Below are 12813 nucleotides of genomic sequence, written 5' to 3'. Positions count from 1 at the left end.
AACGATTTGCCGAAGGCTGATCTTGGCAAATTGCGCCCTGGCGGTCGGCGGCTGGAATGCCTGCGACCAAGGCATTGGTTGCCGCGCTCCGGGCAATCTTGAATAATCGCCCAACTGAGAATGACTTGCAGAAGCTAATGACTCCCGTAGCTGTTGAGCCTCCCCGTATCCTGACCATTGAAGATGACCCGGTGCTTGGTGCCTATGTGCATGAGCAACTGGGTCGCTGCGGCTTCGCCGTGACCTGGTGCCGCAACGGCCAGGAAGGCTTGGGGATCGCCCGCAGCCAGCGCTTCGATGTGGTGCTGATGGACATCCTGCTGCCCGGCATGGATGGGCTCACCCTGCTGACCCACTTGCGCCAGAGTCATTCCACGCCGGTGCTGCTGATGTCGGCCCTGGGGGCGGAGGCCGATCGCATCAGCGGTTTTCGCCTCGGAGCCGACGACTACTTGCCCAAACCCTTCAGCCTGACCGAGTTGCGGGTACGCATCGAGGCGATCCTGCGCCGGGTGGCCCTGGATCGGCGGCCGATGTCGCCGGTACCGAGCTGCAACGTGCAGAGCCTGAGTTTCGACGACGAGCTGTGCGACGTGCAGTTTGCCGGGCAGTGGGCCGGGTTGACCCGCAGCGAATACCGCCTGCTGGAAACCCTGCATCGCAACGTCGATGAGGTGCTGAGCAAGGCCTTCCTTTATCAGCATGTCCTGCAGCGCGGCTACGCGGCCCATGACCGCAGCCTGGACATGCACGTCAGCCAAATCCGCCGCAAGCTCAAAACTCTGGGCTACAGCGAGCGGGAGTTGCGCACCGTGTGGGGCAAGGGCTACGTCTTGAGTGCCGCCGATGAGCTGGCCTGAACTGCCCGGCCGGCATTCGCTGTTCTGGAAACTGGCCTGCCTGCTGGTGGCGTTCTGTCTGCTGATGATCTGGCTGAGCTGGTCCTGGGGGCGCTATGTGGAGCAGAGGAACCTGTACCTGTCCGATGACGCCCGGGCGACCTTGGAGCATTACGCCGTTGAGGCCGAGCAAGCCTGGAACAGCGGCCAGAGTGCCGGTGTCGATGCCTGGCTTGTGCAGATGGCCGGCCGTGAGCAGACCTGGGTCGGCGTCATCGGCAGCGACCTGCAATCGCTGAGCAGTCAGCCGCTGACCCCGGCCGAGGCCCAGCGCCTGACCTTCCTGCGCGGTGCGCACTGGCCGGTGAGCCGGCATGTCCATGGTCTGCCGTGGCTGAAAATTCCATTCCCCGGGGATCCGTCCCTGGGCAGCCTGGTGATCGAGCTGCCACAGCGCTTCATGCCCGGGCGCTATCGCGTGTTCTGGCAGGTGATCACCAACGGTGTGATCCCGGGCCTGTTCACGCTTTTGCTGTGTGTCGGTCTGTACCGTTTGCTGGTGGTGCCGCTCAAGCAACTGCGCGAGCAGGCCAATGCCTGGCGTGCCGGGCAACTGAATGTGCGTCTGTCCAGCGAGACCACTGAGCGCAAGGATGAGTTGGGAGAGCTGGGGCGGGCCTTCGATCAGATGTCCGAACGCTTGCAGAGCACCGTGGCCGTGCAACAGCAATTGCTGCGCGATCTGTCCCATGAGTTGCGTACGCCCTTGAGTCGCCTGCGGGTGGCTTGCGACAGCGAGCAGAACCTGGGGGCGCTGCGCGAGCGCCTGGCCCGGGAGGTCGATGGCATGCAGCGCCTAGTGGAAGACAGCCTGCAACTGGCCTGGCTGGATACCGAGCGCGGACCATTGCCCGTGGAGCAGATCCAGGTCCAGGCGCTGTGGGAGATGCTCAGCGAGAACGCCTGCTTCGAAAGCGGCTGGTCGGCGGCGCAGCTGTGCTGTGAGCTGGACGCCGATTGCTGGGTGCGCGGCCACCTCAATACCCTGGCCCAGGCCCTGGAAAACATCCTGCGCAATGCCATCCGCCATTCCCCGGCCGGCGCCCGGATTACGCTGGCGGGACAACGGGAAGGCGAGAATTGGCACCTGTGGCTGGACGACCAGGGGCCGGGCGTGGCCGAAGAGGACCTGGAGCGGATCTTCGCGCCGTTCATCCGTCTGGATGGATCGCGGCCGGGGGACGGCGGCTTCGGCCTGGGCCTGAGCATCGCGCGCAATGCAGTGGTGCGTCAGGGCGGGCAGTTGTGGGCGCAGAACCGCGAGCATGGCTTGCGTCTGCATCTGCGCTTGCCGGGAGCCTGAGCACGGGCCCTGGCCGGCCTTAGATCAATAAGCCATAAGTCCCGCACTTTGCGTGATATGGCGCTTGGACGTTTGCCGGTATGATAGGCGCCCCCGCAGTCTGGATTGCGAATACGCCATGACCTTGCAGTACCCAACCATCGCCGATTGCGTCGGCAACACCCCGCTGGTTCGTTTGCAGCGCCTGCCTGGCGCCACCAGCAATACCTTGCTGCTCAAGCTTGAGGGCAATAACCCGGCGGGTTCGGTCAAGGACCGTCCGGCACTGTCGATGATCACTCGCGCCGAGCTGCGCGGGCAGATCCAGGCCGGCGATACCCTGATCGAAGCGACCTCGGGCAATACCGGCATCGCCCTGGCCATGGCTGCGGCGATCAAGGGCTACAAAATGATCCTGATCATGCCCGACAACTCCAGCGCCGAGCGCAAGGCGGCGATGACCGCCTATGGCGCCGAGTTGATTCTGGTCAGCCAGGAAGAGGGCATGGAAGGCGCCCGCGACCTGGCCGAACGCATGCAGGCCGAAGGCCGTGGCAAGGTGCTCGATCAGTTCGCCAACGGCGACAACCCCGAGGCCCACTACACCGGCACCGGTCCGGAAATCTGGCGCCAGACCCAGGGCAGCATCACCCACTTCATCAGCTCGATGGGCACCACCGGCACCATCATGGGCACTTCGCGCTATCTGAAAGAGCAGAACCCCGAGGTACAGATCATCGGTCTGCAACCCATGGAAGGTTCGGCCATTCCCGGCATTCGCCGCTGGCCCGAGCAATACCTGCCGAAGATCTATCAGGCCAGTCGGGTCGACCGGATTGTCGACATGGCCCAGAGCGAAGCCGAAGACGTGACCCGGCGCCTGGCCCGGGAAGAAGGCATCTTCTGCGGCGTGTCCTCCGGTGGCGCGGTGGCGGCGATGCTGCGCCTGTCCCGGGAAGTGGAAAACGCGGTCATGGTCGCGATCATCTGTGACCGTGGCGATCGTTACTTGTCGACCGGCATTTTCGATGCGCCCAACTGATGGCTAAGCAAGAGAGAGGCCTGCGCTTCCAGCCTGCGGGCGGCAGTCGGGCCCCACAGATTCCGGTGGGCAAGAAGCAGCGCCTGAACATCCAGCGTCTGGCCAACGACGGTCGTGGCATCGCCTTTGTCGATGGCCGCACCTGGTTTGTCAGCGGAGCCCTGGCCGGCGAAGAAGTCGAAGCACGGGTACTGGGCAGCCATGGCAAGGTGGTGGAGGCCCGGACCGAGCGTCTGTTCAGCGCCAGCGAGCTGCGCCGCCCGGCAGCCTGTGCCCACGCCGGGCGTTGTGGCGGTTGCAGCGTGCAGCACCTGCCCCATGCCGAACAGCTTGCCCTGAAACAGCGCATGCTCGCCGAGCAGTTGTCCAAGGTCGCGGGGGTCGAACCCGAGGTCTGGGCGGCGCCGTTGAGCGGTCCCGAGTTCGGCTATCGGCGTCGCGCCCGGGTGGCGGTGCGCTGGGACGCCAAGGGCAAGCAACTGGAGGTGGGTTTCCGTGCTGCTGGTAGCCAGGACATTGTCGCCATCGACGATTGCCCGGTGCTGGTACAGGCCTTGCAACCCATCATGAGCCGCTTGCCGGCCATGTTGCGGCGCCTGAGCAAACCGCAGGCGCTGGGACATGTCGAGTTGTTCAGCGGTTCGGCCCTGGCCCTGCTGTTGCGGCACATGGCGCCACTGTCCGAAAGCGACCTGGCGATCCTCAAGGATTTTTGCGATTTCCATCAGGCGCAGTTGTGGTTGCAGGGTGAAGGCGAGCCTCAGCCCCTGGATCCATCGCAGACCCTGGGCTACCGCCTGGAAACCTGGGATCTGCATCTGGCGTATCGGCCGGGGGACTTTGTCCAGGTCAATGCCGGGGTCAACGAGGCGATGGTGGCCCAGGCTCTGAAGTGGCTGGCGCCGCAACCGCAGGAGCGGGTGCTGGATCTGTTCTGCGGCCTGGGCAACTTTGCCTTGCCGCTGGCCCGGCAGGTGCGGGAAGTGGTGGCGGTGGAAGGCGTGGCGGCCATGGTGGCGCGCGCCGCTGACAACGCCGCCAGCAACAATTTGCATAACACACGCTTTTTTCAAGCCGATTTATCCCAGCCTCTGAGTGCTGCCGAGTGGGTTGATGAAGGCTTTTCTGCGGTACTCTTGGACCCACCCCGTGACGGTGCTTTCGAGGTAGTTCGCCACTTGGCGAGCCTGGGTGCCAAACGGTTGGTCTACGTGTCATGCAATCCGGCAACTTTGGCCCGTGACACGGTCGAATTGATCAAGCAGGGCTACAGGTTAAAACGTGCCGGGATCCTCGATATGTTTCCTCAGACGGCGCATGTCGAGGCCATGGCGTTATTCGAAGCGAGCTAGGATGGCTTGTCTAATCCGACTGATCTTTCAGGTGTGGTTCGCTGGCCCCGCGAGCTGCCCCTGAGCGTTGAAGGTCAGCGATTTGACGCATTGAATGTGCGTCGTAGGGAAGGTAAAGCAAGATGGTACAGGTGAGAGCGCACCAGCCGATCAACACCGACGGCAGTATCAATCTCGAGGCATGGCTCGATCATACGGTCAGCGTCGATATGGCATTGGACCGTGAGGCCTTGAAAGAAGCCTGCGAGTTCGCTCGCGAGGCAGAGTTGAAACACATTGCCGCCAAGGGTCTGAACGCCGAGGACGTGTCGAGTTTCAGCACGGGCCTGGAGATTGCGGAGATCCTTGCCGACCTCAAGCTGGATCAGGATTCCCTGGTCGCCGCCGTGCTGTACCGCGGTGTCCGCGAGGGCCAGATCCAGTTGCCGGCGGTCAGCCAGCGTTTTGGTCCGGTGGTGGCCAAGCTGATCGATGGCGTGCTGCGCATGGCCGCCATCTCGGCCAGTCTCAGCCCTCGTCAATCCCTGGTACTCGGCACTCAGGCTCAGGTGGAAAACCTGCGCAAGATGCTGGTGGCCATGGTCGATGACGTGCGCGTGGCGCTGATCAAACTGGCCGAGCGGACCTGCGCCATTCGGGCGGTGAAAAGCGCCGACGAAGAGAAGCGCAACCGGGTTGCCCGGGAAGTGTTCGATATCTATGCGCCTCTGGCTCACCGCTTGGGCATTGGCCATATCAAGTGGGAACTGGAGGACCTGTCCTTCCGTTATCTGGAGCCTGAGCAATACAAGCAGATCGCCAAGCTCCTGCACGAGCGGCGCCTGGATCGCGAGCGCTTCATCAGCGACGTGATGAACCAACTGCAGAACGAACTGAAGGCCACCGGGGTCAACGCCGACATCAGTGGGCGGGCCAAGCACATCTATTCCATCTGGCGCAAAATGCAGCGCAAGGGCCTGGAGTTCAGCCAGATCTACGATGTGCGCGCCGTGCGGGTACTGGTGCCGGAAATGCGCGACTGCTACACCGCGCTGGGTATCGTGCACACCTTGTGGCGGCATATCCCCAAAGAGTTCGACGACTACATCGCCAACCCCAAGGAAAACGGCTACCGCTCGCTGCACACCGCAGTGATCGGCCCCGAGGGCAAGGTGCTGGAAGTGCAGATCCGCACCCACGCGATGCACGAGGAAGCGGAGCTGGGGGTGTGCGCCCACTGGAAATACAAGGGCACCGACGTCAAGTCCGGCTCCAACCATTACGAAGAGAAAATCTCCTGGCTGCGTCAGGTGCTGGAATGGCACGAGGAGCTGGGGGACATCGGCGGCCTGGCCGAACAGTTGCGGGTGGATATCGAGCCGGATCGGGTGTACATCTTCACCCCCGACGGCCATGCCATCGACCTGCCCAAGGGCGCCACGCCGCTGGACTTCGCTTATCGGGTGCACACCGAGATCGGCCACAACTGCCGGGGCGCGAAGATCAACGGGCGCATCGTACCGCTCAACTACAGCCTGCAGACCGGCGAGCAGGTGGAGATCATCACCAGCAAGCACGGTACGCCAAGCCGCGACTGGCTGAACCCGAACCTGGGCTACGTCACCACGTCCCGGGCGCGGGCGAAGATCGTCCACTGGTTCAAGCTGCAGGCTCGCGATCAGAACGTCGCCGCCGGCAAGACCCTGCTGGAACGCGAGCTGAGCCGTCTCGACCTGCCTCAGGTGGACTTCGACAAGCTGGCCGACAAGGCCAACATGAGGACCGCGGAGGACATGTTCGCCGCCCTGGGCGCGGGTGACCTGCGCCTGGCGCAACTGGTCAACCTGGCCCAGCAGCTGGTGGAGCCGGAGCGCGGCAACGAACAGCTGGAGCTGATCCCGCGCAAGGCCGCCGGCTACAAGCCAGGCAAGCGCGGCGATATCCAGATCCAGGGCGTGGGCAACCTGATGACCCAGATGGCGGGCTGCTGCCAGCCGCTGCCGGGGGATGCGATCGTCGGCTACATCACCCAGGGCCGTGGCGTGAGCATTCACCGCCAGGACTGTGCTTCGGTGCTGCAACTGGCCGGGCGCGAGCCGGAACGGATCATCCAGGTCAGCTGGGGGCCGGTGCCGGTGCTCACCTATCCGGTGGACATCATCATTCGCGCCTACGACCGTTCCGGCCTGCTGCGTGACGTGTCCCAGGTCCTGCTCAATGAGCGGATCAACGTACTGGCGGTCAATACGCGCTCGAACAAGGAGGACAACACTGCGTTGATGTCCCTGACCATCGAGATTCCGGGCCTGGACGCATTGGGACGTTTGCTGGGGCGCATATCCCAGTTGCCGAACATCATCGAGACCCGGCGCAATCGAACCCCGTGATGCCCGCATGAAATGGATGAACTGATGTACAGCCTTGAAGACCTGTTGCACCTGATGGCGCGCCTGCGGGACCCGCAATACGGTTGCCCGTGGGACATCAAGCAGACCTACGCCAGCATCGTTCCCCATACCCTGGAGGAGGCCTACGAGGTCGCCGACGCCATCGAGCGCGGCGACTTCGACCACTTGCAGGGTGAGCTGGGCGATCTGTTGTTCCAGGTGGTGTATTACAGCCAGTTGGCCCGGGAGGAGGGGCGCTTCGAATTCGATGCGGTGGTGGACAGCATCACCCGCAAGCTGATCCGTCGGCATCCTCATGTATTCCCCACTGGCGATCTGTACGCGCCGCTGGATATCCCGCGGCTCGATGAGGAGCAGGTCAAGGAGCGCTGGGAACAGATCAAGGCCGAGGAGCGCGCAGAGAAGTCCGACGCTCCGCAGCAGCTGTCCCTGCTCGATGATGTGCCGGTGGCCCTGCCGGCCCTGTCCCGCGCGGCCAAGTTGCAAAAGCGCGCGGCGCAGGTCGGCTTCGACTGGCCGGAAGCCCTGCCGGTGGTGGACAAGGTGCGCGAAGAACTGGACGAGGTGCTGGAGGCCATGGCCGACAACGACCCGGCGGCCATCACCGATGAAATCGGTGACTTGCTGTTTGTCGTGGTCAATCTGGCCAGGCACCTCAAGGTCGACCCGGAAACCGCCCTGCGTAGCGCCAATGCCAAGTTCGATCGGCGCTTCCGATTTATCGAGCAGGCATTGCGCGACACCGGTCGTCCCGTGGAAGATTGCACCCTCGAAGACTTGGATGCCCTGTGGGGTGAAGCCAAACGTCAGGAAAAGAATTTGCCCAGCTGCGGCTGAGGCCGTTGCCTAAGTGAGTAAGCACCATGAGCCTTTCCCTTCGCGACCAGTTGCTCAAAGCAGGGCTGGTCAACCAAAAGCAGGCCAAGCAGGTCAGCAAAGACAAGCAGAAGCAGCAGCGACTGGCCCATAAAGGCCAGATCGAACTCGATGATTCCCAGCAGCGCGCAGCCCAGGAAGCCATGGCCGAGAAGGTCAAGCGTGACCAGGAGCTCAACCGTCAGCAGCAGGAGAAGGCCGAGCAGAAGGCTCGTGCAGCGCAGATCAAGCAACTGATCGAGGTCTCGCGTCTGCCCAAGCTGAACACCGAGGACTACTACAACTTCGTCGACGACAAGAAGGTCAAGCGCCTGTCGGTGAACACCCTGATGCGCAACAAGCTCAGCAGTGGTTCCCTGGCCATCGTCCACCACGGTGGTGGCTATGAGGTGATTCCGCGGGAGGCGGCGCTGAAGATCCAGGAGCGTGACCCGCGGCGTATCGTGCAACTGAACACGCCTACCGAGGCGCCGGACGAGGACGATCCGTACGCGGCCTATCAGATCCCTGATGATCTGATGTGGTAAGCACCCAGTAACCACCAACCCCGCTCATGGCGGGGTTGGTGGTTTTTGCGCGGGGGGATTTGCGTGGAATCCCGGCGCCTCTGTGTCGAGGTTGAATCAGGAGCTCTGGGACGCTCGGTTCTGCTCGAGTTTTTCCAGTTCGGCCTTGTAGCTGTGGGCATCGCTCTCGGAGTGGAACATGCCCACCAGCATGTCTTGTTGATGCACATCCCAGATCCGTACACCCGCGGCTACGCCTTCATGGGACATATGTGAATCGTCGCGTTCAGTTACTTTTACAGTCATCTGCTGGCTCCAATCTCTGTTGATCTGCAGCAAGGCGTGTGCAGGCCTCTGTTATATGTTTTGTTAGCTTGCTAAGTAAATTGCCTGGATTTGCAACAGACCTTTGCAGGATTGGCGACAATCCTGCAGCCCGCGAAAACCGTGACATTTCGCCGCAGTGGCCGATCTTTCATGACAAAAGTTTCATCTTGGCCCCATTGCGCCAGGGCCTCCGTGCGGGCTTGGCGAGTCAATTCCGGGCAAAAAAAAGCCCCGCTTTCGCGAGGCTTCCAGGGTGCTGCGGCTTAACTGCCTTTGACTGTCTTGCCGTTGACGGTGCCGTTGAGGAGCATGATGTTGTACTCCTTGCCGTCGGTTTCCACCTGTTGCAGGCGTACCAGCAGGTAATCCCAGTCCTTGGCGAACCACATCACGGTGATGCGTTTGCTTTGTGTCGGGTCGCGGACGCGCTCGACCTTGATGGCATCGATCTGGCCGGCCTTGGTGTCGACTTTTTCCGAACCCAGGACGCGGAAATCGTAGGTATCGACTTCACCGCCGTCGACCACTTGATAGCTCATGGTCTTCTTGCCGGCGGCCACGTCGTGCTGCAGGGCCAACTGGTAGGTGGACTTGTCCACCATGCCGGTGTTCAGCGGCAGCTTGACCGCATCCCCACGGTCGGTGCCGGTGACCATCTTGGCGTTCCAGTCGAAATCCAGGTCGGCTTTCTTGGCCTTGCCCAGACCGCCACGCTCGAAGTGATAGGACTGGGGCACCAGAGTGTCCTTGTCCAGGGTCAGGGTGCTTTCCTCGCTCAGGCTGGCGATCATCATCGACGCCTTGAAGCTGAGTTTCCAGGCGCCATTGGCGGTTTTTTCCAGGCTGCGTTCAGCCGTGCCGCTCATGGGCAGTTGCTTCCAGTCGGCGGTGTAGCTGGCGGAGAACGGGTGAAGGTCTGCCGCCTGCACAACCGGCAGGGCAAACAGAGCACAAGCGAAGAGCAGGGCGCGACGCATAAAATCTCCTAGGTTCGAATCAAATAGCCGCTGGCGGCCAGTAATTGACCATCCAGTAAAGCACCCTGATCGCCGAGCATCAGCCGACCTTCGGCAAACCAGCGTACGGCCATGGGGTAAATCCGGTGTTCCTGGATGTGCACTCGCTGCGCCAGGCTTTGCGGCGAGTCGTGCAACTCTACCGGGATCACAGCCTGTACGACCAGTGGCCCGCCATCGAGTTCCTCGGTAACGAAGTGCACACTGCAGCCGTGCTCAGTATCCCCGGCCTCCAGCGCCCGCTGGTGAGTGTGTAACCCTTTGTATTTGGGCAGCAGCGAGGGATGGATATTCAGCAGTCGGCCCTGGTAGTGACGAACGAATCCGGCGCTGAGGATGCGCATGAATCCGGCCAGGACCACCAGTTTCGGTTGGAAGGTGTCGATCAGCTCGATCAGCGCCTGATCGAAGGCCTCGCGGCCTTCGAAAGCGGTGTGATCGAGGAAGCGGGTCGGGATGCCCGCTTCCTGGGCGCGCTGCAGCCCATAGGCGTCGGCACGGTTGGAGATCACGGCGGCAATGCGGACCGGACTGTCGTCGGTCCGCGCGTTGTCGATCAGGGCTTGCAGGTTACTGCCGGTGCCGGACAGCAGCACCACAACATCACAGGTCGGCGACATCCGCTCTTGCATCAGTGAGCCTTGAGGTTCTTCAGCTCGACCTGGGCCGCGCCTTCGGCTGCGGTGGCGATCTGGCCGATGACCCATGGCTGTTCGCCGGCTGCACGCAGGACGTTCAGGGCATTTTCAACCTGATCCTGAGCCACGCAGATGACCATGCCGACGCCGCAGTTCAGAACGCGGTGCATTTCGTGTTCGTCGACGTTGCCTTGCTCTTGCAGCCAGTCGAAGACCGCCGGGCGTTTCCAGCTCGCCACGTCGACCACCGCCTGGGCGCCTTTTGGCAGCACGCGGGGGATGTTGTCCAGCAGGCCGCCGCCGGTGATGTGAGCCATGGCCTTGACCGCACCGGTGTCCTTGATCAGCTTGAGCAGCGGCTTGACGTAGATGCGGGTCGGGGCCATCAGCAGATCGGTCAGTGGCTTGCCGTCCAGCTGGATGCTTTCGATGTCGGCGCCGGAGACTTCGATGATCTTGCGGATCAGCGAGTAGCCGTTGGAGTGCGGGCCGGAAGACGGCAGGGCCAGCAGGGCGTCACCGGTGGCCACTTTCGAGCCGTCGATGATTTCGGCCTTTTCCACCACGCCGACGCAGAAGCCGGCCAGGTCGTAGTCTTCGCCTTCGTACATGCCGGGCATTTCAGCGGTTTCGCCGCCTACCAGGGAGCAGCCGGACAGTTCGCAGCCGGCGCCGATACCGGTGACCACCTGGGCGGCGGTATCCACGTTGAGCTTGCCGGTGGCGTAGTAGTCGAGGAAGAACAGCGGCTCGGCGCCGCAGACCACCAGGTCGTTGACGCACATGGCTACCAGGTCGATGCCGATGCTGTCGTGCTTGTTCAGGTTCAGGGCCAGGCGCAGCTTGGTGCCGACGCCGTCGGTGCCGGAGACCAGTACAGGCTGCTTGTAGCCGGCCGGGATTTCGCAGAGGGCGCCGAAACCGCCCAGGCCGCCCATGACTTCCGGGCGCGCAGTGCGCTTGGCGACGCTCTTGATGCGTTCGACCAATGCTTCACCGGCGTCGATGTCTACACCGGCGTCTTTGTAGCTCAGGGAGGGTTGCTTGCTCATGATCCAGGCCTTTAGGGGGGATTCAGGGGTATCGACCGAACCAGAGAGCCTGCCCGAGCACTGGGAAAGTGTTTCAGGGTGCCCAGCTGGTGCCGGTCTGCGAAGGCGCGCGATTTTATCAGGCTTGAGGGGCAGCGGCCATCCTCGGGCCGACGGGTAGAGGCATATCCGCTTAAAAAAACCGCGATTGGCCGTGTTGGTGGTCCTGCCCATGCCTGTATAAGGTATAGCGCTCAAGTGGCTATCGTTATGACAGCGTGAAAACAGTCGGGCGACGGGTGAATGTTTTACCGGGGTTTGTGGTCACAGCCTTGCTCGCAATGGTTCATGCGCGCTGTTTCAATCGTGTTTTTTGTCGTCGGGAATCTTCCATGCGTCTGGGTCAATTTCTGTTTGTGGGCTGTTTGTCATTGGTCAGCCTGGCGAGTCATGCCGAAACCCTCAATGGCCTGTATCAAGTACGCGAGCCGGTGAGCAGTCAGTCGCCCGAGGAGCGCGACCAGGCCACCCAGCGGGCCCTGGAGACCCTGGTACTGCGCCTGACCGGCGATGCCAAGGCAGCTCAGGGGCCGGGGCTGGCGGCCATCCGCAAGGACCCGCAGCAGATCATCAGCCAATACGGCTACGACGCCGGCCCGCCGGAAAGCCTGCAAGTGGACTTTGATCCGGTCAGCACCGATCGTGCCCTGCGCCAGGCGGGCCTGCCGTTGTGGGGCAGCAACCGGCCATCGATCCTGGGCTGGTGGTTGAGCGACTCCACCGAAGGTTCGAGTCTGGTCGGCGACGGTCAGGCCAGTGCCGCGCCTTTGCGGCGTGCAGCGCAGCATCGCGGCTTGCCGCTGCGCCTGCCTCTGGGCGATCTGGATGAGCAGATCGTTGCCACGGCGCCCAACCTTGAAGGTGCCGACCCGGCTCCGCTGCGCCAGGCATCGGAGCGTTACGGTGCCGATGCGCTGTTGGCGGTGCATGCCCGTGAAGAAGGGGGGCAGTGGCAGGCCAAGTGGCGTTTGTGGCTGGGCGATCAGAAAGAGCAGGGCACTGTTCAGGGCGCGGATACGGCGGCGCTGGCCGATGGCGTGCTGCTGGCGGTGAGTCAGCGCCTGGCGCCGCGCTTCGTCACGCGGCCTGGAGTCTCCAGCGAACAATTGCTGGAAGTGCAGGGCATGACCCTGGAGCACTACGCGGCGCTGGGGCATCTGTTGGAGCCGTTTGGCGCGCAGATTCAGAGCATCGACGGTGATCGCGTCATCTATCGGGTCAACGGCAGCGCGGAGCAACTGCGGGCGCAGTTGTCCCTGGCCAAGCTGCAGGAAATTCCCGCCGGCGAGGCGCAAGCCCCTGTGCAGGGCGCTGAAGGGGCGGCGCCGGCGGTGGCTGCGCCACAGGCCGCACAATTGCGTTTTCGCTGGTAGCAGATTGGTTTCCTTCTATATAGA

At 62.7% G+C, this 12813-nt stretch carries 12 protein-coding genes; 8 read left to right on the top strand and 4 right to left on the bottom strand.

The features are described from left to right. The first annotated feature begins 137 nt into the window (after positions 1-137). The 7 genes from POS17_RS22275 to POS17_RS22245 all read left to right on the top strand — a co-directional run bounded on the left by POS17_RS22275 (position 138) and on the right by POS17_RS22245 (position 8365). Entirely contained in the window at positions 138-860 is a 723-nt protein-coding gene (locus POS17_RS22275) for a response regulator transcription factor (protein ID WP_060840553.1), read from the top strand. Further along, positions 847-2202 (top strand): sensor histidine kinase, encoded by a 1356-nt coding sequence (locus POS17_RS22270; protein WP_060840552.1) that lies wholly within the window; start codon positions 847-849, stop codon positions 2200-2202. The genes POS17_RS22275 and POS17_RS22270 overlap by 14 nt, the downstream gene beginning before the upstream one ends. A gap of 118 nt (positions 2203-2320) precedes the next feature. Next, complete coding sequence (gene cysM / locus POS17_RS22265) at positions 2321-3223, top strand: cysteine synthase CysM (protein ID WP_060840551.1); 903 nt, start codon at positions 2321-2323, stop codon at positions 3221-3223. Continuing rightward, a complete protein-coding gene (rlmD, locus tag POS17_RS22260) occupies positions 3223-4575 on the top strand; it encodes a 23S rRNA (uracil(1939)-C(5))-methyltransferase RlmD (protein ID WP_060840550.1) in 1353 nt (450 codons plus the stop codon). The genes cysM and rlmD overlap by 1 nt, the downstream gene beginning before the upstream one ends. A gap of 122 nt (positions 4576-4697) precedes the next feature. Continuing rightward, positions 4698-6941 carry a GTP diphosphokinase gene (gene relA, locus POS17_RS22255; protein WP_060840549.1) on the top strand — a complete coding sequence of 748 codons (2244 nt, stop codon included), beginning with the start codon at positions 4698-4700 and terminating at the stop codon, positions 6939-6941. Between the two features lie 24 nt (positions 6942-6965). Next, complete coding sequence (gene mazG / locus POS17_RS22250; protein WP_060841998.1) at positions 6966-7799, top strand: nucleoside triphosphate pyrophosphohydrolase; 834 nt, start codon at positions 6966-6968, stop codon at positions 7797-7799. A gap of 26 nt (positions 7800-7825) precedes the next feature. Further along, a complete protein-coding gene (locus tag POS17_RS22245) occupies positions 7826-8365 on the top strand; it encodes a DUF2058 domain-containing protein (RefSeq protein ID WP_060840548.1) in 540 nt (179 codons plus the stop codon). A gap of 96 nt (positions 8366-8461) precedes the next feature. Here the strand turns inward: POS17_RS22245 and POS17_RS22240 are convergent, their stop codons facing one another. The 4 genes from POS17_RS22240 to purM all read right to left on the bottom strand — a co-directional run bounded on the left by POS17_RS22240 (position 8462) and on the right by purM (position 11377). After that, positions 8462-8650, bottom strand: a complete 189-nt coding sequence (locus POS17_RS22240; protein ID WP_060840547.1) for a hypothetical protein — start codon at positions 8648-8650, stop codon at positions 8462-8464. Positions 8651-8934: 284 nt separating this feature from the next. Beyond that, positions 8935-9648, bottom strand: a complete 714-nt coding sequence (locus POS17_RS22235) for a DUF3108 domain-containing protein (protein ID WP_047305628.1) — start codon at positions 9646-9648, stop codon at positions 8935-8937. Positions 9649-9656: 8 nt separating this feature from the next. After that, complete coding sequence (gene purN / locus POS17_RS22230) at positions 9657-10307, bottom strand: phosphoribosylglycinamide formyltransferase (RefSeq protein ID WP_060841997.1); 651 nt, start codon at positions 10305-10307, stop codon at positions 9657-9659. A gap of 11 nt (positions 10308-10318) precedes the next feature. Then, on the bottom strand, positions 10319-11377 hold the full coding sequence (gene purM / locus POS17_RS22225) for a phosphoribosylformylglycinamidine cyclo-ligase (RefSeq protein ID WP_060840546.1): 1059 nt from the start codon (positions 11375-11377) through the stop codon (positions 10319-10321). 371 nt (positions 11378-11748) lie between these two features. Between purM and POS17_RS22220 the strand changes: the two genes are divergently transcribed. Continuing rightward, positions 11749-12789, top strand: coding sequence for a DUF2066 domain-containing protein (locus POS17_RS22220; RefSeq protein ID WP_060840545.1), 1041 nt, complete (start codon positions 11749-11751; stop codon positions 12787-12789). The last annotated feature ends 24 nt before the right edge of the window (positions 12790-12813 follow it).

Origin of the sequence: Pseudomonas sp. Os17, from assembly GCF_001547895.1 — a bacterium.
GTDB lineage: Bacteria > Pseudomonadota > Gammaproteobacteria > Pseudomonadales > Pseudomonadaceae > Aquipseudomonas.
This window is presented reverse-complemented; position numbering and strand designations above follow the sequence as displayed.